This window comes from Stenotrophomonas sp. YJH_SMC_8, assembly GCF_059371315.1.
The window spans coordinates 136,732-158,731 of record NZ_JCAFUL010000004.1 but is presented as its reverse complement, the minus strand read 5'-3'; the positions used below and the strand labels follow the sequence as shown (position 1 = coordinate 158,731).

21 protein-coding genes are annotated in these 22,000 nt (G+C 66.5%); 15 read left to right on the top strand and 6 right to left on the bottom strand.

Annotated elements, in window-relative coordinates; translation table 11 throughout:
* Nucleotides 1–23 precede the first annotated feature (23 nt).
* The 4 genes from AC5P88_RS06380 (at nucleotide 24) to hemC (ending at nucleotide 3,977) form a co-directional block, all read left to right on the top strand.
* Nucleotides 24–683 (top strand): alpha/beta hydrolase, encoded by a 660-nt coding sequence (locus tag AC5P88_RS06380; protein ID WP_495224606.1) that lies wholly within the window; start codon nucleotides 24–26, stop codon nucleotides 681–683.
* Nucleotides 684–686: 3 nt separating this feature from the next.
* Nucleotides 687–1,730 (top strand): sensor histidine kinase, encoded by a 1,044-nt coding sequence (locus AC5P88_RS06375; protein ID WP_495224605.1) that lies wholly within the window; start codon nucleotides 687–689, stop codon nucleotides 1,728–1,730.
* Between the two features lie 10 nt (nucleotides 1,731–1,740).
* Nucleotides 1,741–2,472 (top strand): LytR/AlgR family response regulator transcription factor, encoded by a 732-nt coding sequence (locus tag AC5P88_RS06370; RefSeq protein WP_495224604.1) that lies wholly within the window; start codon nucleotides 1,741–1,743, stop codon nucleotides 2,470–2,472.
* 593 nt (nucleotides 2,473–3,065) lie between these two features.
* Nucleotides 3,066–3,977 carry a hydroxymethylbilane synthase gene (hemC, locus tag AC5P88_RS06365; RefSeq protein ID WP_495224603.1) on the top strand — a complete coding sequence of 304 codons (912 nt, stop codon included), beginning with the start codon at nucleotides 3,066–3,068 and terminating at the stop codon, nucleotides 3,975–3,977.
* Nucleotides 3,978–4,092: 115 nt separating this feature from the next.
* On the opposite strand, the gene AC5P88_RS06360 is transcribed toward hemC, so the two are convergent.
* Together AC5P88_RS06360 and AC5P88_RS06355 are read right to left on the bottom strand one after the other, a co-directional pair.
* The gene (locus AC5P88_RS06360) at nucleotides 4,093–4,869 is read right to left on the bottom strand and encodes a DUF481 domain-containing protein (protein ID WP_046987542.1); all 777 of its coding nucleotides are present in this window, start codon (nucleotides 4,867–4,869) and stop codon (nucleotides 4,093–4,095) included.
* 106 nt (nucleotides 4,870–4,975) lie between these two features.
* Nucleotides 4,976–5,578, bottom strand: coding sequence for a LolA-like protein (locus tag AC5P88_RS06355; protein ID WP_106551382.1), 603 nt, complete (start codon nucleotides 5,576–5,578; stop codon nucleotides 4,976–4,978).
* Between the two features lie 81 nt (nucleotides 5,579–5,659).
* On the opposite strand from AC5P88_RS06355, the gene AC5P88_RS06350 reads away from it, so the two are divergent.
* Both AC5P88_RS06350 and AC5P88_RS06345 read left to right on the top strand, forming a co-directional pair.
* On the top strand, nucleotides 5,660–6,631 hold the full coding sequence (locus AC5P88_RS06350; protein ID WP_005411144.1) for a helix-turn-helix transcriptional regulator: 972 nt from the start codon (nucleotides 5,660–5,662) through the stop codon (nucleotides 6,629–6,631).
* A 26-nt stretch (nucleotides 6,632–6,657) separates the two neighbouring features.
* A complete protein-coding gene (locus tag AC5P88_RS06345; RefSeq protein WP_049429097.1) occupies nucleotides 6,658–7,452 on the top strand; it encodes a MetQ/NlpA family ABC transporter substrate-binding protein in 795 nt (264 codons plus the stop codon).
* Nucleotides 7,453–7,641: 189 nt separating this feature from the next.
* Here the strand turns inward: AC5P88_RS06345 and glpK are convergent, their stop codons facing one another.
* The 3 genes from glpK to AC5P88_RS06330 form a co-directional block, all read right to left on the bottom strand.
* On the bottom strand, nucleotides 7,642–9,141 hold the full coding sequence (glpK, locus tag AC5P88_RS06340) for a glycerol kinase GlpK (protein WP_495224602.1): 1,500 nt from the start codon (nucleotides 9,139–9,141) through the stop codon (nucleotides 7,642–7,644).
* 93 nt (nucleotides 9,142–9,234) lie between these two features.
* Nucleotides 9,235–10,716, bottom strand: coding sequence for a glycerol-3-phosphate dehydrogenase (gene glpD / locus AC5P88_RS06335; RefSeq protein ID WP_495224601.1), 1,482 nt, complete (start codon nucleotides 10,714–10,716; stop codon nucleotides 9,235–9,237).
* A 190-nt stretch (nucleotides 10,717–10,906) separates the two neighbouring features.
* Nucleotides 10,907–11,542: an OmpW/AlkL family protein gene (locus tag AC5P88_RS06330; RefSeq protein WP_005411140.1), complete on the bottom strand. Its 636-nt coding sequence runs from the start codon at nucleotides 11,540–11,542 to the stop codon at nucleotides 10,907–10,909.
* Nucleotides 11,543–11,728: 186 nt separating this feature from the next.
* Here AC5P88_RS06330 and AC5P88_RS06325 point away from each other — a divergent pair, with 186 nt between their 5' ends.
* From AC5P88_RS06325 to lpdA, 3 genes are all read left to right on the top strand, one after another.
* Nucleotides 11,729–12,244, top strand: a complete 516-nt coding sequence (locus AC5P88_RS06325; protein ID WP_106551397.1) for a DNA-deoxyinosine glycosylase — start codon at nucleotides 11,729–11,731, stop codon at nucleotides 12,242–12,244.
* Nucleotides 12,245–12,411: 167 nt separating this feature from the next.
* A complete protein-coding gene (gene aceF / locus AC5P88_RS06320; protein ID WP_495224600.1) occupies nucleotides 12,412–14,100 on the top strand; it encodes a dihydrolipoyllysine-residue acetyltransferase in 1,689 nt (562 codons plus the stop codon).
* A gap of 107 nt (nucleotides 14,101–14,207) precedes the next feature.
* Nucleotides 14,208–16,016, top strand: coding sequence for a dihydrolipoyl dehydrogenase (gene lpdA, locus AC5P88_RS06315; protein ID WP_106551395.1), 1,809 nt, complete (start codon nucleotides 14,208–14,210; stop codon nucleotides 16,014–16,016).
* A 353-nt stretch (nucleotides 16,017–16,369) separates the two neighbouring features.
* Here lpdA and AC5P88_RS06310 read toward each other — a convergent pair whose 3' ends face one another.
* Nucleotides 16,370–17,188, bottom strand: coding sequence for a hypothetical protein (locus AC5P88_RS06310; RefSeq protein ID WP_106551346.1), 819 nt, complete (start codon nucleotides 17,186–17,188; stop codon nucleotides 16,370–16,372).
* A gap of 459 nt (nucleotides 17,189–17,647) precedes the next feature.
* Between AC5P88_RS06310 and AC5P88_RS06305 the strand changes: the two genes are divergently transcribed.
* From AC5P88_RS06305 to atpA, 6 genes are all read left to right on the top strand, one after another.
* Nucleotides 17,648–18,013 (top strand): hypothetical protein, encoded by a 366-nt coding sequence (locus AC5P88_RS06305; protein ID WP_006394654.1) that lies wholly within the window; start codon nucleotides 17,648–17,650, stop codon nucleotides 18,011–18,013.
* A gap of 31 nt (nucleotides 18,014–18,044) precedes the next feature.
* Nucleotides 18,045–18,845 (top strand): F0F1 ATP synthase subunit A, encoded by an 801-nt coding sequence (atpB, locus tag AC5P88_RS06300; RefSeq protein ID WP_010481316.1) that lies wholly within the window; start codon nucleotides 18,045–18,047, stop codon nucleotides 18,843–18,845.
* Nucleotides 18,846–18,918: 73 nt separating this feature from the next.
* Nucleotides 18,919–19,224 (top strand): F0F1 ATP synthase subunit C, encoded by a 306-nt coding sequence (atpE, locus tag AC5P88_RS06295; protein ID WP_005411133.1) that lies wholly within the window; start codon nucleotides 18,919–18,921, stop codon nucleotides 19,222–19,224.
* Between the two features lie 106 nt (nucleotides 19,225–19,330).
* Nucleotides 19,331–19,801: a F0F1 ATP synthase subunit B gene (locus AC5P88_RS06290; RefSeq protein WP_005419512.1), complete on the top strand. Its 471-nt coding sequence runs from the start codon at nucleotides 19,331–19,333 to the stop codon at nucleotides 19,799–19,801.
* A gap of 2 nt (nucleotides 19,802–19,803) precedes the next feature.
* Nucleotides 19,804–20,331 carry a F0F1 ATP synthase subunit delta gene (locus tag AC5P88_RS06285; RefSeq protein ID WP_005411131.1) on the top strand — a complete coding sequence of 176 codons (528 nt, stop codon included), beginning with the start codon at nucleotides 19,804–19,806 and terminating at the stop codon, nucleotides 20,329–20,331.
* 44 nt (nucleotides 20,332–20,375) lie between these two features.
* Nucleotides 20,376–21,923: a F0F1 ATP synthase subunit alpha gene (atpA, locus tag AC5P88_RS06280; protein WP_106551345.1), complete on the top strand. Its 1,548-nt coding sequence runs from the start codon at nucleotides 20,376–20,378 to the stop codon at nucleotides 21,921–21,923.
* Nucleotides 21,924–22,000: the final 77 nt, after the last annotated feature.

Genomic DNA, 22,000 nt, shown 5'->3' with positions numbered 1-22,000 from the left:
CTCGAACTTGAAGGAGCCGCATCATGCTGCAAACGGTGGAACAGGAGACCGGCGCGTCGCCGCAGTGGTCGGTGATCTGGCTGCACGGGCTTGGCGCCGACGGCCACGACTTCGCGCCGATCGTGCCGGAACTGGTGCGCCCGCACTGGCCGGCGCTGCGCTTTGTGTTCCCGCACGCACCGGTGCGGCCGATCACGATCAACAACGGCGTGCCGATGCGCGGCTGGTACGACATCGTCGGCATGGACTTCCGCTCGCGTGCCGACATGGCCGGCGTACAGGAATCGGTGCAGCAGCTGGACGCGCTGATCGCACGCGAGATCGAGCGCGGCATTGCGCCGGAGAAGATCTTCCTGGCCGGCTTCTCGCAGGGCGGGGCAATCATCCTCACCGCTGCACTGTCGCGCACCGCGCCGCTGGCCGGCCTGATCGCACTGTCCACGTACCTGCCGGAAGCCGAGAGCGCCAAGCGCGTTGACGGTGCGGTGCAGGTGCCGGTGTTCATGGCCCACGGCAGCAGCGACCCGGTGATTCCGCAGGCGGTGGCCGTACACAGCGCGCAGGCCCTGCAGGCGCTGGGCCTGGACGTGGAATGGCACAGCTACCCGATGGCCCATCAGGTCTGCGCCGAAGAAATCGATGCGCTGGGTGACTGGCTGCAGGAACGGCTGGGCGCCGCCTGATCCATGTCGCCGGCCAGCACACCGCCGTGGATGCCGGAACTGTGCCGCCTGCCGCGGCTGGCGGCGATGCTCGGCCTGGCCGAGCTGGTAGTGGTGGTGCTGGCGCTGGCGCCCGATGGCAGCCGTCACTGGACCTTTGGCGAGCTGCTGTCGGCCAGCGGCTTCGCGCTGTGGCTGGCGCTGGCGGTGACCGCCAGCCTGTGCCTGCTGCGGCAGGCACTGTCGAGGCTGCCGCAGGTGCTGGGCGCTGTCGCAGCGATCGTGCTGGCGACCCTGATCGCGGTGATCTGTGCCGGCATCGTGCACGCGCTGTACGCGGTACTGGGCGACAACTTCGCCCGCGGCATCAGCTTCTGGCGCTTCACCCTCGGCAGTGCGGCAACCACGGCACTGATCGCCGCGCTGGCCCTGCGCTACTTCTATGTGAGCGATCGCTGGGCCGCGCAGGTGCAAGCCAACGCGCGTGCCCAGGCTGACGCGCTGCAGGCGCGCATCCGCCCGCATTTCCTGTTCAACAGCATGAACCTGATCGCCAGCCTGCTGCATCGCGACCCGGCCGTGGCCGAGCGCGCGGTGCTGGATCTGTCCGATCTGTTCCGTGCTGCCCTGGGGGCGGGCGAGGGCGATTCTACGTTGCGCGACGAATGCGAACTGGCCGAGCGCTATCTGTCGATCGAATCGCTGCGCCTGGGCGAACGCCTACAGGTGCGCTGGCAACGCGACGAGCCGCTGCCGTGGGACCTGCCATTGCCGAGGCTGGTACTGCAGCCGCTGGTGGAAAACGCCGTGCTGCATGGCATTTCACGACTGCCCGAGGGCGGCACCATCGAATTGCAGCTGGTGCGCGAAGGCAGTGAGCTGCAGATCCGCGTGCGCAATCCCGCGCCCGATCCGCAGGCACCGGGCCTGGCGCTGGCGCGTGGTGCCGGCCATGCCCAGCACAGCATCGGTCACCGGCTGGCCTGGCGCTTCGGCAGCGCCGCGCGGATGACGGCTGGCTGGAGCGAGGGCTACTATGCCTGCCAGGTGACAGTGCCGATCCAGTGAGGGGACGATCGTGAGGGTAGTCATCGCCGATGACGAACCGCTGGCGCGCGAGCGCCTGCGCAGCCTGCTGGCGGCGCAGGACGGCGTGGATGTGGTGGCCGAGGCCGGCAACGGCGAGCAGGCCCTGCATGCGTGCGCGGAGCTGCAGCCGGACCTGGTCCTGCTGGACATCGCGATGCCCGGGCTGGACGGCCTGGAGGCGGCGCGCCATCTGGCCAGCTTCGAGCCGCGGCCGGCGGTGGTGTTCTGCACCGCTTACGACGCGCACGCCCTGTCGGCCTTTGAAGCGGCGGCGATCGATTACCTGATGAAGCCGGTCCGCGCCGAGCGCCTGGCCGCCGCGATCGCACGTGCACGCACGTTCCTGGCCGGCCGCGATGGCCAGCCGCAGGACAGCGGCGGGCAGCAGGCCCGCAGCATGCTGTGCGCACGCCTGCGTGGCAGCCTGCGGCTGATTCCGCTGGACGACATCCACTACCTGCAGGCCGAAGAGAAGTACGTGGTGGTGCACCATGCGCGCGGCGAAGACCTGATCGAGGAGTCGCTGAAATCGCTGGAGGAGGAGTTCGCCAGCCGTTTCATCCGCATCCATCGCAACTGCCTGGTGGCGCGCCACGAGCTGGTCGAACTGCGTCGGGGAACGGGCGGGCAGGTGCAGGCGATGCTGCGGCATGGCAAGCAGCCGCTGGAAGTCAGCCGCCGCTGCGTGGCGACGCTGAAGCAGGAACTGCGGCATCTGTGAGTGGTCCCGCGCGGCCTGCGGCCGCGACTGCTTCGAAATCAACAGTAACAGCAACAGTAACAGCAACAGCAACAGCAACAGCAACAGCAACAGCCGGATGGTCGGCTCTGTGTTGTTGCGTGCTGGGCGAGGCGGGATGGGCGGGCGGGACACGCCGTAAACCCATCCATGGGGGCTCGATGGCGCCATCCATGGCGCCAACGGTCCCGCCCGCCCATCCCGCCTCACCCTCGCGAATTTCCCGGTGACGGACGGCAAGAGCATTGGTGTTATCGGCTTGGAAAGAGGGGTCAGATCCCTTTTCCTGCGGAAAAGGGATCTGACCCCGGAAGCCGCCGGCTGTTGCCTTTGTTTCTGCTCTTTTCTTTTGATCTTCCGTGGCTGGCGCGCACGGAAACTGTCAGAGGTCGGGCGGGGTGGGTTCGCGGGGGTGTCCGCGGCATGGATGCCGCGGCCAAGCCTCCACGGACGGATTCACGGCGTCCCCCGCGAACCCACCCCGCCCGGCCAAGCGCAATGATCCAACAGTTCGCCCCAGCCACGAGGGGCTCCGCCGTTGGCCGTATCCGCGCCGAAGGCGCGATAATGACCGGATGGAAACCGTCCGCATCGCCACCCGCAAGAGCCCGCTCGCCCTCTGGCAGAGCGAACACGTCGCCGACCGCCTGCGCCAGGCCCACCCCGGCCTGCATGTGGAACTGGTGCCGATGAGCACCCGCGGCGACGAGGTGCTGGACCGTTCGCTGGCCGCCATCGGCGGCAAGGGCCTGTTCCTGAAGGAACTGGAGCTGGCGATGCTGCGCGGTGACGCCGACTGCGCCGTGCATTCGCTCAAGGATGTGCCGATGGAACTGGACGCGCCATTCGCGCTGCCGGCGATGCTGACCCGCCACGATCCGGCCGATGGCTTTGTTTCCAACCTGTATGCCTCGCTGGACGCGTTGCCGATCGGTGCGCGGGTCGGCACGTCGTCACTGCGCCGCCAGGCCCAGCTGCGCGCGCTGCGACCGGACCTGGAACTGCTGGACCTGCGCGGCAACGTCAACACCCGCCTGGCCAAGCTCGACAACGGTGGCTACGACGCCATCGTGCTGGCGGTGGCCGGGCTGGAACGGCTCGGCCTGGGCGAGCGCATCGTCGCGCGACTGCAGCCGCCGCAGTGGTTGCCGGCACCGGCACAGGGGGCGGTGGCGGTGGAGTGTGATGGCGGCAATACGCGCCTGATGGCGCTGTTCGCCGGCCTGGATGATGCAGCTACGCGCGCCTGCGTGGAAGCCGAGCGGGCGATGAACCGCGCGTTGCATGGCAGCTGCCACGTGCCGGTGGCGGCGATCGCGCAGTGGCAGGGGGACGACCTGCACCTGCAGGGGCTGGTCGGCAGTGCCAGCGATGGCCGTGCGGTGCGTGCCGAGGCCTTGGGCCCTGCCAGTGACCCGGAAGGCCTGGGCCAGCGCGTGGCGAAGCTGCTGCTGGATGATGGCGCCGGCGAACTTCTCGACGTCTGAGCCATCAGGTAGTGCCGGCCGCTGGCCGGCAACCTCATGATCCCGATTGGATGCGGTTGCCGGCCAGGGGCCGGCACTACCGAAAGAAGAACGGGCGCCTGGGCGCCCGTTCTGCTTACTTGAACTTGTAGACCACGTTCATCGTGGTCAGCGTATCGGTCTTGCGCTTGTCCTCGGCCACGTCACTGTTGTAACGCGCCTGCCAGCCGGCCTTCAGCGCCAGGTGCTCGTTCATGCTCACCGACACGCCGAAGTCGTTCTGGCCGAAGGTGTTGTACGAACCGGATTCGACCAGCAGGGTGTTCACCAGGTCGGTGTTGTCGGTCAGCGAGTACTTCAGGTCGAACAGGCCACGACCGATCATGCCGGTACGGGTGCGGTCGTCCTCGGTGCTGTGGGTGCGGCGCACACCGGGGCCGATCTGCGCGTCGAACGAGAAGCGCTCGGTGTTCCACAGGCGGGTACCGTAACCCAGACCGAACGAGCTCTGGCGGTCGTAGGTGGCGAAATCGTCGCGCTCGGTACGTACCGTGGCGGTCAGCTGGCGGTGCTCGCCCAGCTGCAGCGCGCTGCCGGCGCTGCCGGTGTAGCGGTTGGCGGTGGTGTTGTTGCGGCGGGTGGTGGTGCCGTCGTCGTTGGTCTCGGTCACCTTGGAGCTGGAGCGCAGGCCGAACAGGTCCATGCTGTGCACCCAGTCGCCGTCGGTGTAGCGCAGGCGCAGGCGGCCGTTGAAGCTCTCGGTGCTGCTGTTGCCGCGTGCCGAGGCGAAGCCGAGCTCGCCGCCACTGCCGCTCCACGGCGAAGACATCGCCGCCAGTTCGGAGGCATCCTGTGCATACGCGAGCGGCGCGCACAGCAGCAGGGGGATCAGCAGGGACACGCGCAGGGACATCGGGGCTTCTCCGAAGCGGTTGACAGCCGGTGATGATACTGGAAGCGTGATGGCGGTCCGAATCGATCCAAGGCGCGCTTCAGCAGACGTTGCCGCGAACGCCTATTCAGGGCAGATCGATACGCAATGCCGGGTCGTTGAAGCGCGAATAGCGCAGGCGCAGCTGGAAACTGCGGCCATTGCTGCTGCCGCTGCGCACGATCTGCCTTGGCAGGCCCTGGGCGTCCACCCAGTACTCCAGACGTTCGCCGGCCTGCGCACCACGCAGGCGGTAGTGACGGGTCTCGACCCCATCCAGCGATTGGCTGCCCAGATCCTCGGCCTGCAGGTCGGCAGGCAGGGCGTCGGCCGGCAATGGATTGCGCCACTGCTCCAGCAGGCCCGGCGGGGTGGGAACCTGGCGGATCGCGCCGTCGGCCTGCAGGAACATGGTGTCGCCGATGATCGTCTGCGGCCCGCCCGGGGTCTGCACGCGGAAGCGGTCGGGCGCGACGAAGTCCATGGCGCTGCGCACCGGCTGCGGCGCGCCCAGCACCTCCAGCTCGGCATGGAAACTGCTCAGGGCCGCAAAGCGTTGGCTGGCGCCCAGTACGGCCTGCGCCGGATCTGCGGCGGGCACGGGGGCTTCGGTGCTGGCCGGCGCCGGTGCGCGATCGCAGGCAGCCAGCAGCAGGCAGGCCAGCAGGGACAGGGCAGGCAACCGGCGCATCGGGCGTTCCATGGGGGTGGGGGCGACCACGATAGCCCAAACGTCCCACACAAGACCCGCGACTCGGACATAATCGGGGGTATGGACCGATACGAACGCATCACCGCCCTGCATCGTCTGCTCAAGTCCGCGCGCTATCCGGTGACGGTGGCGACCCTGCAGGACAAGCTCGGTTGTTCCCGTGCCACCGTCTACCGCGACCTGGCCTTCCTGCGCGATGCGCTGATGGCACCGATCGAGGGCGACGGCGAGGCCGGCTTCCGCTACCAGGCCGACGAGAGCGACCGCTTCGAGCTGCCCGGCCTGTGGCTCAGCTCGGAGGAGCTGCATGCCCTGCTGGCCTCGCAGCACCTGCTGGCGCGGACCGGCGGCGGCGTGCTGTCCTCGGTGCTGGCGCCGCTGCAGCAGCGTATCGAGAGCCTGCTGGCAGCCCAGGCCGGTGTCTCCAACTGGCCGGTGGACCGTGTGCGGGTAATCCCGCACCGCGGACGCAAGTTCGATGAAGGCAGCTTCCGCAGCGTGGCCTCGGCGGTGCTGGAGCGCCGCCAGCTGGCGTTCGAGTACCGTGCACGTTCCACCGACGAGCCGACCAAGCGCACCGTCTCGCCGCAGCGCCTGACCCACTACCGCGACAACTGGTACCTGGATGCCTGGGACCATGACCGCGAAGCCCTGCGCAGCTTCGCCGTGGACCGCATCCACAAGGCGCGGGTCGTCGACAGCACTGCCCGCGACGTTGCCGACAGCGAGCTGGACGAGCAGCTGGGTGCCAGCTACGGCATCTTCTCCGGTGCGCCGAAGGGCTGGGCGACCATCCTGTTCAGTGCCAAGGCCGCGCGCTGGGTGGCCGACGAGCACTGGCACTCCAAGCAGCAGGGCCGCTTCCTGGCGGATGGCCGCTATGAACTGAAGGTGCCGTACAGCGTCTCCCGCGAGCTGCTGATGGACGTGCTGCACTACGGCTCGGATGCCGAGATCGTCGAGCCGGTGATGCTGCGCGAGCAGGCCAAGGCGCTGCTCGAGCTGGCCCTGAGCAACTACGAAAAATCCTGACACTCCCCCCGAGAACCCCACCGCCCATGAAGAAGACCCTGTTGCTGCCCCTGCTTGCCGCTGCGCTGGCCCTGACCGCCTGTGGCAAGTCCGGCGAACCCTCGCAGAAGCTGGTGGTGGCTGCCACGGCCGTGCCGCACGCCGAGATCCTCGAGGTGGTCAAGCCGATCCTCAAGCAGGAAGGCGTGGACCTGGACGTGCGCGTGTTCAACGACTACGTGCAGCCCAACGACCAGCTGGTGCAGAAGCAGGTGGACGCCAACTACTTCCAGACCGAGCCGTACCTGGATGCCTACAACCGCGACCGCAAGACCGACCTGGTGAAGGTGATCGGCGTGCACATCGAACCGTTCGGTGCGTACTCGCGCAAGATCAAGTCGCTGGCCGAGCTGCGCGAAGGCGCCGACGTGGTGATCCCGAACGACCCGAGCAACAACAGCCGCGCGCTGATCCTGCTGCACAAGGCCGGCGTGATCGCGCTGAAGGACCCGACCAACGCCCTGTCGACCCAGCGCGACATCATCGCCAACCCGAAGAACCTGAAGTTCCGCGAGCTGGACTCGGCGATGCTGCCGCGCGTGCTGGACCAGGTCGACCTGGCCCTGATCAACACCAACTACGCGCTGGACGCCGGCCTCAACCCGACCCAGGACGCATTGGCGATCGAGAGCAAGGATTCGCCGTACGTGAACTTCCTGGTCGCGCGGCCGGACAACAAGGACGACGCCCGCGTGCAGAAGCTGGCCAAGGCGCTGACCAGCCCGCAGGTGAAGGCCTTCATCGAGACCAAGTACAAGGGCGCGGTGCTGCCGGCGTTCTGATTGCGGCTGACCTGTTGATTTGAAATGGTGGGTGTCGACCTTGGTCGACACTGCCTTCCCTGCAGAGCCGAGCCCATGCTCGGCTCTGCTTTTTTGCGGCGCCCCACCAACGGCAGCCGAGCATGGCTCGGCTCTACAGGGGTAACCCACGTACCGTAGCCGGGCACGGCACGGCGCGACATTGCAGTTTCAATCGACGTGGAAGGCGAGGGTGGCCGCCACGGCCTGCTGCCACCCGGCATACAGCTTCTCGCGCCGGGCCACGTCCATCTGTGGCTCGAAGCGCCGGTCCAGGCCCCACTGCGCGGCGATCTGCTCGCGGCTGGACCAGAACCCCACTGCCAGGCCGGCCAGGTAGGCCGCGCCCAGCGCGGTGGTCTCGGTCAGCCGAGGCCGCAGCAGCGGCACGCCGAGGATGTCGGCCTGGAAGCCGGCCAGGAAGTCATTACCGATTGCACCGCCGTCGGCACGCAGTTCGGTCAGCGCGATGCCCGCATCGGACTGCATCGCGTCGAGCACGTCGCGGGTCTGGTAGGCCATCGCCTCCAGTGCCGCACGCACGAAGTGCTCCTTGCGGGTGCCGCGGGTCAGGCCGAACATCGCGCCGCGCACATCGCTGCGCCAATAGGGGGCGCCCAGGCCGACGAACGCCGGCACCAGGTAGGCGCCACCACTGTCGGGCACCTGCGCGGCCAGCGCTTGGCTGTCACTGGCACGCTCGATCATGCGCAGGCCGTCGCGCAGCCACTGCACCACCGAGCCGGCGATGAAGATCGAGCCTTCCAGCGCATATTCCACGCGGCCATCCAGGCCCCAGGCAATGGTGGTCAGCAGGCCGTTACGGGATCGTACCGCCTGCGTGCCGGTGTGCATCAGCATGAAGCAGCCGGTGCCATAGGTGTTCTTGACCATGCCCGGCTGGAAGCAGGCCTGGCCGAACAGCGCCGCCTGCTGGTCTCCGGCGATGCCGGCGATCGGGATCGGGTGGTCGAAGAAGAACTGCGGCCGGGTGTGCGCATACACCGCGCTGGAATCGCGCACCTGCGGCAGCATCGCTCGGGGTATGTCCAGCAGCGCCAGCAGGTCGTCATCCCAGTTCAGCGTGTGGATGTTGAACAGCAGGGTGCGCGCGGCGTTGCTGTAGTCGGTCACGTGCGCCTGGCCGCCACTGAGGTTCCACACCAGCCAGCTGTCGATGGTGCCGAACAGCAGCTCGCCACGCTCGGCGCGCTGCTGCGCACCTTCCACGTGGTCGAGGATCCAGCGCACCTTGGTGGCGGAGAAATAGGCGTCGATCAGCAGGCCGGTGCGTTCACGGACCAGTGCTTCATGCCCGTCGGACTTCAGCCGCTCGCAGATGGCGTGGCTCTGCCGCGACTGCCAGACGATGGCATTGTGGATCGGCTGGCCGGTGGCGCGGTCCCAGACCACGGTGGTCTCGCGCTGGTTGGTGATGCCCAGCGCGGCGATATGGCGCGGGTCGATCTGTTCGCGGCTGAGCAGTTCGGTCAGCGTGGCATAGACACTGGTGAGGATCTCGCGTGGGTCATGCTCGACCCAGCCCGGTTGCGGGAAGATCTGCGCGAACTCGCGCTGCGCACTGCCGACGATGTCGCCAGCACGGTCGAACAGGATCGCGCGCGAACTGGTGGTGCCCTGGTCGATGGCCAGCACGTAGCGGGGCGTCATGCAGCGTCTCCGGTAGCGATGGGGAAATCCTAAAGCATCGGTAGGGCCGGGCCATGCCCGGCGTCACCGCGAACCGCCGGGCATGGCCCGGCGCTACCGTTGCTCCATCCACGCCTGCAGCCGAGCCACCTGGGCAGCGTCCAGCCGCAACCCCAGCTTGCTCCGCCGCCACAGCACGTCCTCGGCGTCCCAGGCCCATTCGTGGTCGCGCAGGAAGTCCACTTCGCGGGCATGCAGGCCGCCGCCAAAGTCCTCGCCAAGATCGCCCATGCCCTGAACACCCTGCAGCAACTCCTCACTGCGACTGCCATAGGCCCCGGCCCAGCGTCGCGCGATACCTGCGGGCAACCATGGTGCCAGCGCCTGCAGGCGGGAATGCGCCTGTGCGGCGTCCCCCCAATCGCTGCCCGGCAGCGGGTCTCCGCTTGCCGTCCACGCCGGGCCCATCTGTGGCAGGGCAGGGCGCAGCAGCTCCAGCGCTTCTTCGGCCAGTACCCGGTAGGTGGTCAGCTTTCCGCCCAGCACATGCAGCGCTGGCGCCGGGCCGGACTGCAGCTGCAGGCGGTAGTCGCGGCTCAGCTTGGCTGCGCGCGGGTCCGGATCGGCCAGCAACGGGCGAACCCCCGCGAACTGCCAGACCACGTCTTCCGGGGTGATGGCTTCGCGCAGGTAGCGATTGGCTGCGTCGCACAGGTAGCGCACTTCGGCAGGCAGCACGCTGCACCGGGCCGGGTCGCCGCGGTAGTCGGTGTCGGTGGTGCCGACCAGCAGGTGGTCGTGGGCGAAGGGCAACAGGAACACCACACGGCCATCGGGCTGCTGAAGCAGGCAGGCACTGTCGTCGGGCCAGGGCCGGCGCAGCACGATGTGGCTGCCCTGTACCAGGCGCAGGGCGGGGCCGCCATCGCGCGCCTGCATCCGTTCCAGCACGCCTCCTGCCCAGGGGCCGGCCGCATTGGCAACGGCGTGGGCGATCACCGTTTGCTGCCGGCCGTCGGTGGCTTCCAGCGTGGCCTGCCAACGGCCCTGCACAGGGCGCAGTTCGATGCAGCGGCTGCGCACATGCACCCGTGCGCCACGCTGGGCGGCGTCCAACGCATTGAGCAGCACCAGCCGCGCGTCATCGACCTGCGCATCGGCGTAGCTGAAGGCCTGCCGCAGATCCGGGGAGAGCCAGGGGCCGAGCGGGTCGCGTTGCAGGTCCAGTGCGCGCGAGGCGGGGAACGTCGGGCTGCGCCGGCCGAGATGGTCGTACAGCCACAGGCCCGCGCGCAGCATCCAGCGCGGTCGCAAGTGGGGTTCCCATGGCAGTACGAAGCGCAACGGACGGACCAGATGGGGTGCCTGCCGGCGTACCACTTCGCGTTCGCCCAGTGCCTTGCGCACCAGTCCGAACTCGCCCTGTTCCAGGTAGCGCAGGCCGCCGTGGATCAGCTTGCTGCTGGCGCTGGAGGTGTGCGCGGCCAGGTCATCCTGCTCGCACAACAGCACCCGCAGGCCGCGGCCGGCCGCATCACGGGCGATGCCGGCGCCGTTGATGCCGCCACCGATCACCAGCAGGTCGACTTCGTGCATCGTGCCTCCGTGTCCTGTGTGTGTGCGTAGAGTCGACTGTCAGTCGACTGCCTTTTGTAGAGTCGAGCCATGCTCGACTTCTGGAAGAGCAGTCGACTGGCAGTCGACTCTACAGACAGCAGGTGACGGAAACGACGACGGGCCCCGAAGGGCCCGTCGCGTTACATCAATGAAGCAGGTACTGCCTGGATCAGAAGCGGGCGCCGATGCCGAAGCCGACGGTCCACGGATCCATCTTCGCTTCGCCGATCTTCTCGCCGCCGACCTTCACGTCCGGACGCGAACGCATGTAGCGGGCATCGGCACGGGCGAACCAGGTGGAGTTGATGTTCATGTCCACGCCGACGGTGCCGATCACGCCCTTGGCATCCTTGAGGCGGATGTCGGAGCTGCTGCCGTCAGCCAGCGTTTCATTGCTGAAGCTGGACTGGTAGTAGCCCACGCCCACGAACGGACGGAACACGTTGTCAGCCTGGCCGAAGTGGTACTGGCCGCTCAGCGCGACCGGCTGCTGCTCGACGTTGCCCAGGCGGGCATTGTTCGGGCCCTTCACCTTGTGGTCGAACTTGTCGGCGGCGCCCCACAGTTCAACGGCCCAGTTGTCGTTGATGTAGTAGCTGAAGCTGACGGTCGGTGCCGGGCCGCCATCGACCTTCTTGATGCCGTCGATCGGATCATTCTTCGGCTGCAGCAGCGCGACGCCGCCAACCACGGCAAAATGCTTGCCCGAAGCGGTATCGGTGGAGCTGCTGTCCTGGGCGAAAGCGGCCGGCGCGAACGCGGCGGAGGTCAGCAGGGCGAGACTCAGGATACGGATGGAGCGCATGGGGGTATCTCCTAGTGTTTCTTGTTTTGGGCCCCCGGTTGCGGGGCGAGCACACCGTAGTCGCCTCAACATGAATCGAATCCGACGCGCGTTAAAAAATAGTTTTCCTTGTTCAGCGATCAGTGCGAAAAGCCTGTTTCCTTGGGGTTTTCCGCGCGCGCCGACATTCATGCAGTTGGAGAAGATGTGAGCGAAGCAACGTTGTGCATCGGCCTGCAAGCGCAGGTGAACGTGGAGTGCCGGGTGCTGTTGCTGGGCTCGATGCCGGGCGCGGCGTCATTGCAGGAGCAGCGCTACTACGCCCATCCACGCAATCGTTTCTGGTCGCTGATGGCTGATATCTGCGGGTTTGATGCGGGCCTGCCGTATGCACAGCGGTTGCAGGCAGTGCAGGCGGCAGGTGTCGGCCTGTGGGATGTCATCGGCCAATGCGAACGTCGCGGCAGCCTGGATGCGCACATCGTGCGCGGCACGGAAGTGCCCAATGCGCTGCCGGCATTGATCGCCTCCCTTCCTGAGCTGGAGCTGATCGGTTGCAACGGCGGTGCATCGATGCTGGCGTTCCAGCGCTGGGTGCTGCCACGGCTGGAGGCCCCACCCCGGGTGCTGGCGCTGCCTTCCACCAGCCCGGCCAATGCGGCCTGGTCGTTGCCGCGCCTGCGTGTGGCCTGGCAGCCGGTGGCCGACGCACTGGCGACATGAAGCGGACATCGTCCGGACAATACGCTACCGACTGGTCGCGGCCGCACCCCATGGGCAACAGCCTGTCCCGGCTGCGTGCGTACTGAAAACACCTGTAACGGTTGGCGCTGGCCCCCGCTGGCCGCACAATAGACGTTTCCCTACACCAGATTGCCGGAGTTATCCCCATGGCCGAAATCAAGGAAGCACTTGTCCCCGATATCGGTGACTACAGCGATATCCCGGTAATCGAGGTGCTTGTCGCCGTCGGCGACACGGTCAAGAAGGACCAGGGCCTGGTGACGCTGGAAAGCGACAAGGCCACGATGGAAGTGCCGTCCTCGGTTGCCGGTGTGGTCAAGGAACTGAAGGTCAAGGTTGGCGACAGCCTGTCCGAGGGCAAGGTGGTGGCGCTGATCGAAGTGGCCGAAGGCGAGGCCGCTCCCGCACCGGCCAAGGCCGCTGCCCCGGCTGCCGCCACCCAGAGCGCACCGGCCCCGGCCGCCGCTGCCCCGGCCGCTCCGGCTGCCCCTGCCGCCAGCGGCGGTGCGGTGGAAGCGCTGGTGCCGGATATCGGCGATTACTCCGGTATCCCGGTCATCGAAGTGCTGGTCGCCGTGGGCGACACGGTCAAGAAGGACCAGGGTCTGGTCACGCTGGAAAGCGACAAGGCCACCATGGAAGTGCCGTCTTCGGTGGCCGGTGTGGTCAAGGAGATCAAGGTCAAGGTTGGCGACAATCTGTCGCAGGGCAATGTGGTCGCCATCATCGAAGCCGAAGGCGCTGCAGCGCCGGCACCGGCCAAGGCGGCCGCTCCGGCCCCGGCGGTTGCACCGGCCGCTCCGCAGGCTGCCGCGCCGGTTGCCGCAGCTGCTCCGGTCGCCGCCGCGCCGTCGGCCGGCGCTCCGTCCAGCCCGCCGGTGCAGTTCAACGCCGATGGCGTGCTGCCGGCCAAGGTGCCGTACGCCACCCCGGCCGTGCGCGTGTTCGCCCGCGAACTGGGCGTGGACCTGCTGCAGATCAGCGGCACCGAGAAGGGCGGCCGCATCACCAAGGGTGACGTGCAGAAGTTCGTCAAGGCCGCGCTCAGCGGTGGCGTGCCGGCTGCCGGCGGTGCCGCCGTTGCTGCTGGCGGTGGCCTGAACCTGCTGCCGTGGCCGAAGGTCGACTTCAGCAAGTTCGGCGAGACCGAAGTGCAGCCGCTGTCGCGCATCAAGAAGATCTCGGGTGCCAACCTGGCCCGCAACTGGGCGATGATCCCGCACGTCACCCAGTTCGAACAGGCCGACATCACCGACCTGGAAGGCCTGCGCGTGGCGCTGAACAAGGAGAACGAGAAGGCCGGCATCAAGCTGACCATGCTTGCCTTCCTGATCAAGGCCAGCGCCGCGGCACTGAAGAAGTTCCCGGAATTCAACGCTTCGCTCGATGCCAGCGGTGAAAACCTGACCCTGAAGAAGTACTTCCACATCGGCTTTGCCGCCGATACGCCGAACGGCCTGGTCGTGCCGGTCATCCGCGACGTGGACAAGAAGGGCGTGGTCCAGATCGCGCAGGAAACCGGCGAACTGGCCAAGAAGGCCCGCGACGGCAAGCTGGGCCCGGCCGACATGAGCGGCGGCTGCTTCTCGATCAGCTCGCTGGGCGGCATCGGCGGCACCGCGTTCACCCCGATCGTCAATGCACCGGAAGTGGCCATCCTGGGCGTGTCCAAGTCCTCCATCCAGCCGGTCTGGAATGGCAAGGAATTCGCGCCGAAGCTGATGCTGCCGCTGTCGCTGAGCTACGACCACCGCGTCATCGATGGCGCCCTGGCCGCACGCTTCACCACGTACCTGTCGCAGGTACTGGCCGACATGCGCCGCGTGCTGCTGTAAGGCACCGCTTCGCCCCCACCGTGCGGCCGCTGCCCCTGGCGCGGCCGCGTGAACAGATGCAGTGACAGCCCGCCGGCCATGCCGGCCGGGCACGAGGAAAACCCACCATGGCCACGATTGAAGTCAAGGTTCCCGACATCGGCGATTACAGCGATGTGCCGGTGATTGAAGTGTTGGTCGCCGTCGGCGACACGGTGAAGAAGGACCAGGGCCTGGTGACCCTGGAGTCGGACAAGGCCACCCTGGAGGTGCCGTCCTCGGCCGCCGGTGTGGTCAAGGAAATCAAGGTCAAGCTGGGCGACACCCTGTCCGAGGGTGCCGTGGTCGTGCTGCTGGACGCTGAAGGCGCCGCCGAAGCCCCGGCCAAGGCCGCCGCGCCGGCCCCGGCAGCTGCCGCCCCGGCCAGCAAGCCGCCGGTGACCCCGTCGCACCGCGCCCCGGCCGAGCCGGCGGCACCGAAGCCGGCACTGTCCAGCGGCAAGCCGGCCGACATCGAATGCGAAATGGTCGTGCTGGGCTCGGGCCCGGGCGGCTACACGGCCGCCTTCCGCGCCGCCGACGTCGGGCTGGATACGGTGCTGGTCGAGCGTTACGCCAGCCTCGGCGGCGTCTGCCTTAACGTCGGCTGCATCCCGTCCAAGGCGCTGCTGCATGCCGCGGCGGTGATCGACGAAGTCGCCCACGCCGGTGATTTCGGCGTCGAGTTCGGCAAGCCGACCATCACCCTGGACAAGCTGCGCCAGTACAAGGAAAAGGTCGTCAACCAGCTGACCAAGGGCCTGGCCGGCATGGCCAAGCAGCGCAAGGTCCGCAACGTGCAGGGTGTCGGCAGGTTTGTTTCGGCCAACGAGCTGGAAATCACTGCTGCTGACGGCAGCACCCAGCTGCTGCGCTTCCAGAAGTGCATCATCGCCGCCGGTTCGCAGGCGGTGAAGCTGCCGAACTTCCCGTGGGACGACAAGCGCGTGATGGATTCCACCGATGCGCTGGAGCTGGCCGAAGTGCCGGCTTCGCTGCTGGTCGTCGGCGGCGGCATCATCGGCCTGGAAATGGCCACCGTGTATGGCGCGCTGGGCAGCAAGGTCACCGTGGTCGAGTTCATGGACCAGCTGATGCCGGGCGCCGACAAGGACCTGGTCAAGCCGCTGGCCGACCGCCTGAAGAAGCAGGGCATTGAAGTGCACCTGAAGACCAAGGCGTCCGGCGTCACCGCCGATGCCAAGGGCATCACCGTCACCTTCGAAGCCGCCGAGGAAGGCCAGGCGCCTGCGCTGGCCCAGGGCACCTTCGACCGCGTGCTGGTGGCCGTGGGCCGCTCGCCGAACGGCAAGAAGATCGATGCCGAGAAGGCCGGCGTGCAGGTCACCGACCGTGGCTTCATCCCGGTCGATCGCCAAATGCGCACCAACGTGCCGCACATCTTTGCCATCGGCGACATCGTCGGCAACCCGATGCTGGCGCACAAGGCCACGCACGAGGGCAAGCTGGCGGCTGAAGTGGCAGCTGGCCACAAGAAGGAGTGGGTGGCGCGGGTGATTCCGTCGGTGGCCTATACCAACCCGGAAATCGCCTGGGTGGGCGTCACCGAGACCGAAGCCAAGGCCAAGGGCCTGAAGGTCGGCGTGGCCAAGTTCCCGTGGGCGGCGAGCGGCCGCGCGATCGGCATTGGCCGTACCGAGGGCTTCACCAAGCTGATCTTCGACGAAGAGACCCACCGCATCATCGGTGGTGCCATCGTCGGCGTGCACGCGGGTGACCTGCTGGCCGAGATCGGCCTGGCGATCGAGATGGGTGCGGAAGCCGAAGACATTGGCCACACCATCCACGCGCACCCGACGCTGAGCGAATCGGTGGCGATGGCCTCGGAAATCTACGACGGCACGATCACTGATCTGTACATGCCGAAGAAGAAGTAAGGCGCTCGCGCGCTGTAAACAAAAACCCGGCGAAAGCCGGGTTTTTTGTGCGTGGTCTCGGCGGGATAGAGTCAACTGGGTAGAGCCGACGGGGTAGAGTCGACTGTCAGTCGACTGCTCTCCCTTCAGGTCGCGACAACCCCGCGCTGCGCGCGATAGTCGGCTGGGTAGAGTCGACTGTCAGTCGACTGCTCTCCCTTCAGATCGCGAAAACCCCGCGCTGCGCGCGATAGTCGACTAACAGTCGACTCTACCCAGCAGACTCTACCCAGAGCTCCGCGTCGCAAACAAAAAACGCGGCCCCGATTTTCCGGAGGCCGCGCCAGGAGAGAGCGTGTGGAAGGAGCGGGGGATCAGAACACGAAGCTGACGCCGGCCACCGGGCCCTTGAATTCCTGCTTCAGGCCGACGGTGCCGTCGCTGCCCTTCTTGTCCACGTCCAGCTTGAACCAGTCGTAGCCAGCGAATACGCCGAAGTTCTTGGTGAAGCGGTAATCGACGATGGCATTGGCGCGGCTCAGGTCGCCCTTGTAGTCATCGAAGCTGCCCCAACGCGTGTTCAGGTACTGGCCCTGCAGCGTGATCATCCAGCGCTCGCCCGGGGTGAAGGTCATGCGCGCACCCACCACCGGTGCGATGCCGTCGGCCTTCTCGTTGAGGAACTGGCCTTCGTAGACGGTGCCCAGATCGGCGTAGCCCTTGGTGCTGACCTTGGCGTACTCGCCACCGATCTGCAGGCCGAGGTCGAAGGTGTCGGTATCAACGACCGAGTAGTCGTAGACCAGGCTGGCCACCTGGTACTTCAGTTCGCCCTTCACGAAGCTGCCGGCCGGCACGTTCTCACCACCGAAGGAAATGCCCTGGTCCAGGGTCTCGCGGCGGTCCTTGTCATACTTGAAGTAGTTGAACAGCAGGCGCTGGCGGTTGCTGATGCGGAACATGCCGTCGATGCGCGGCTCCCATTCCTTGCCGCCCAGCTTGAAGTCCTGGTCCAGCGCGATGTCCTGGCCTGCCACATTGGTCTTGCCGCGGATCGTGTTGTCCGAGTCGATGTTCATCGCACCGAGGCGGATGGCGAAGCGGTCGTCGCCTTCGGCGGCGTGGGCGGCATTGGCGAACGAGGCGCCGGCGGCGAGCAGGGAGAGGGCGAGCAGGGTGGGAACGGAGCGCATCGAAGAGTCCTTGCAGTGGTTCATCAGAATGAAAGCCACTGTGCCGGACATCGCCGTCCACCATCCGTGAACGTATGGTCCACGCGATGTGCACGGTTCAGTGCTGTCGCCACGATGCAAAAAGATGGCCCCGGAGCCGGGCTTCGGGGCCATCGTGGGACCTGCGGGGCGGAGCGTCGACGAGGTTGCTGCAGGCAGGTCGAAAGATCGGACCGGTGCCTTGGGCGAAAGTTCCGCCGGATGCGACCAAAGTTCAATATTGCGCCGCAGCATCATACGGACGTCATTGTCCCCCGGGTGGCACGCAAAAATGTAACCGTTACCGCAACTTGCGGCTTCCCGGGATGAACAGGCAGCGGTTGTCTCGCAAATTGTCCCATTGCTATAATTTGGCGGCTCGATGAGGCCCCCCTGCTGTAGCCGCCTCAGCCCTCCACTTGCAACCACGCGGGACGTCCTGTGCTGAACTCCGTTGATGCGGGTCGGCGACTGATGCTGCGCGCCGCGGTCTACCCGCTGGCCGCGGTCGCTGTCCTGGCCCTGGCCTTCCTGCTGGTGGGTCCGAAATACGCCCTCGGCGCGCTGGCGTCCGGTGTGGCCATTTCGGCCGGTGGCTGGGTGGCGGCACGGATGGCACTGGGCGGCGGGGCACTGGCCGCAGGATCGGCGATGGCTCGCCTGATCATTGCGATCGTGGCCAAGTGGGTCGTGGTTTTCGGCGTCCTGCTGGTGGGGTTCCTGGTCTTCAAGCTGCCTGCGTTGGCGCTGTTGGCCGGTATCGCCGTCGGCTTGATGTTCCAGGTCCTGGCCATGGCCAGGCGTTGACAGAATTCAATTAACTGAAGGTTCCGGACACATGGCGGGCGAGGCTCTAACCCCTACCAGCTACATCCAGCATCACCTGCACAACCTGACCGCGCCGGTCGGCAAGGGTGAGGGTATGTTCTGGCATATCCACGTCGATACCTTCCTCACCGCGGTCCTGATGGGCCTGGTGATCGTTGTCGCGTTCTGGCTGGGCACCCGCAAGGCCACCGCCGGCGTGCCGGGCAAGTGGCAGGCCTTCGTGGAAATCTGCCTGGAGTTCGTCGACCGCCAGGCCAAGGACACCTACCACGGCAAGAGCAAGCTGGTCACGCCGATCGCCATCACCATCTTCTTCTGGATTCTGCTGATGAATCTGCTGAAGATGATCCCGGCCGATTTCATCGCCAAGCCGCTGGAATGGGTGGGCGTGCACTACTGGAAGCCGGTCCCGACCGCTGACGTCAATGCCACCCTGGGCATGGCCATCAGCGTGTTCTTCCTGATGCTGTTCTTCGCACTGAAGTCGAAGGGCCTGGGCGGCTTCATCAAGGAATTCCTGACGGCGCCGTTCGGCAAGTGGATGATGCCGTTCAACCTGATCCTCAACATCGTCGAGTGGCTGAGCAAGCCGATCTCGCTGGCGATGCGACTGTTCGGCAACATGTTCGGCGGCGAAATCGTGTTCCTGCTGATCTGGGTGCTGGGTGGTGCCGGTTTCTTCGGTGCCATTGCCGGTGGTGTGTTCGGCCTCGGCTGGATGCTGTTCCACCTGCTGGTGATCCCGCTGCAGGCCTTCATCTTCATGATGCTGTCGATCGTGTACCTGAGCCTGTCGGAAGACGCTCACTGAGTTTCAAGCTTCAACGCGTTTCAACCTTCATCCGTTTCATCACCCTTAGCAACTTAAGTTCCTGGAGATAACCATGTACTTCGCCGTCCTGACCAACTTCGCGCAGATTCAGAGCTCCACCGCCCTTGCCGTCGGCATCATGATCGGCCTGGCCGCGCTGGGCGCCGGTCTGGGTCTGGCCATCATGGCTGGTAAGTTCCTGGAGTCGGCCGCCCGCCAGCCGGAACTGATCCCGGTCCTGCAGGTCCGCATGTTCATCACCGCCGGCCTGATCGACGCCGCGTTCATCATCTCGGTCGCCGTCGGCCTGCTGCTGGCCTTCGCCAACCCGCTGTCGGCTGCCTTCGCTGGCGCCGTCACCAAGGCTCTGGCCGGCTGATACAGCGGTTTGAGACGACCGGGTGCTGATGCACCCGGTTTCGGATGAAGGCCGGATGCGCCGCTACGGCGGCGCGTCCACCCCGAAACCAGCGATCGAGCTAACCATGAATATCAATTTCACCCTTCTTGCGCAGGCGCTGGCCTTCGCTGGTCTGATCTGGATCATCGCGACCAAGATCTGGCCGCCGCTGATGAACGCGATCGAAGAGCGCCAGCAGAAGATTGCTGAAGGCCTCGCTGCTGCCGACCGCAGCCAGAAAGATCTGGCCCAGGCGCAGGAGAAGGTCAACGAAGCGCTGAAGGAAGCACGCACCAAGGCCAACGAGATCATCGATCAGGCCCACGCACGTGCCAACCAGATCGTTGATGCTGCCCGTAACGAAGCGATCACCGAAGCCACCCGTCAGAAAGAACTGGCCCAGGCTGAAATCGACGCCGCCGCCAACCGTGCCCGTGAAGATCTGCGCAAGCAGGTGTCCGCGCTGGCCGTGACCGGTGCCGAAAAGCTGCTCAAGCGCGAAATCGACGCCAACGCCCACAAGGCGCTGCTCGACGAGCTGGCCTCGGAGATCTAAGGATGAGCCAGGCCCTCACGCTTGCCCGCCCGTACGCCCGCGCCGCGTTCGCGACCGCGCGCGACGAAGGCGCGTTCGCGCCGTGGTCGGACGCCCTGGCGTTCTCCGCCCACGTCGCCGCCGACCCGCGCGTGGCGGCCCTGCTCGCCAACCCGGAGCTGGGTCGTGACGACGCCGTCGCCCTGCTGGCGCCGGTGTCGCACGGCGAGACCTACTCGCGCTTCCTGGCCATCCTGGCCGAATCGCATCGTCTGCCGCTGCTGCCGGAAATCTCCGGCATGTTCGACGCCCTGCGCGCCGAAGCCGAGCACGTGGTCAAGGCCACCGTCACCTCGGCCGCCGAACTGTCGGCCGGTGAGCTGGACGCGATCAAGGTCGCGCTGCGCAAGCGCTTCAACCGCGAGGTCGATGTGACCACCGCGGTCGATGCCTCGCTGATCGGCGGCGCCGTGATCGACGCCGGCGACGTGGTCATCGATGGTTCGCTGAAGGGCAAGCTGGCCCGTCTGCAGACCGCGCTCGCTAACTGAATTCATTTAACGTCCGGCCCCGCTGCCGGCACTAGGACTTGACGATGGCAACCACGCTCAACCCCTCCGAAATCAGCGAACTGATCAAGAACCGCATCGAGAAGGTCAAGCTGGCCGCGGAATCGCGCAACGAAGGCACCGTGACCAGCGTGTCCGACGGCATCGTGCGCATCTTCGGTCTGGCCGACGTGATGCAGGGCGAAATGATCGAACTGCCGAACAACACCTTCGCACTGGCCCTGAACCTGGAGCGCGACTCGGTCGGCGCCGTGGTGCTGGGTGACTACGAGAACCTGCGCGAAGGCGACGTCGCCAAGACCACCGGCCGCATCCTGGAAGTGCCGGTCGGTCCGGAACTGCTGGGCCGCGTCGTGAACGCGCTGGGCGAGCCGATCGACGGCAAGGGCCCGCTGGGCACCGACCTGACCGCTCCGGTGGAGCGTGTTGCTCCGGGCGTGATCTGGCGCAAGTCGGTCGACCAGCCGGTGCAGACCGGTTACAAGTCGGTCGACGCGATGATCCCGATCGGCCGTGGCCAGCGCGAGCTGATCATCGGCGACCGCCAGACCGGCAAGACCGCGATGGCGATCGATGCGGTGATCAACCAAAAGGGCACCGGCATCAAGTGCGTGTACGTTGCGATCGGCCAGAAGGCTTCGACCATCGCCAACATCGTGCGCAAGCTGGAAGAGAACGGCGCGCTGGCCCACACCATCGTGGTGGCCGCGACCGCTTCCGAATCGGCTGCCATGCAGTACATCAGCGCCTACTCGGGCTGCACCATGGGTGAGTACTTCATGGACCGCGGCGAAGACGCGCTGATCGTGTACGACGATCTGTCCAAGCAGGCTGTCGCCTACCGCCAGATCTCGCTGCTGCTGAAGCGCCCGCCGGGCCGTGAAGCCTACCCGGGTGACGTGTTCTACCTGCACTCCCGTCTGCTCGAGCGCGCTGCCCGCGTGTCCGAGGAATACGTCGAGAAGTTCACCGAAGGCAAGGTCACCGGCAAGACCGGTTCGCTGACCGCGCTGCCGATCATCGAAACCCAGGCCGGCGATGTGTCCGCCTTCGTTCCGACCAACGTGATCTCGATCACCGACGGCCAGATCTTCCTGGAAACCGACCTGTTCAACGCCGGCATCCGCCCGGCCGTGAACGCCGGTATCTCGGTGTCGCGCGTCGGTGGCTCGGCCCAGACCAAGATCATCAAGAAGCTGTCGGGCGGCATCCGTATCTCGCTGGCCCAGTACCGTGAGCTGGCTGCGTTCGCGCAGTTCGCCTCGGACCTGGACGAAGCGACCCGCAAGCAGCTGGAGCGTGGCCAGCGCGTCACCGAGTTGATGAAGCAGAAGCAGTACGCGCCGATGTCGATCGCCAACCAGGCGCTGTCGATCTACGCCGTCAACGAGGGTTACCTCGACGACGTGCCGGTCAACAAGCTGCTGGCGTTCGAAGAAGGCCTGCACGCCCACTTCGCCAACACCCAGGGCGAACTGGTCAGCAAGGTCAACGCCACCGGCGGTTGGGACAACGACATCGAAGGTGCCTTCAAGAAGGGCATCGCCGAGTTCAAGACCACCGGCAGCTGGTAATCGCGGTCCTGTAGAGCGGAGCCGCTGGCTCCGCTGGACCAGATGACAAACGGTTGAACAACGCGGGGCATCAGCCC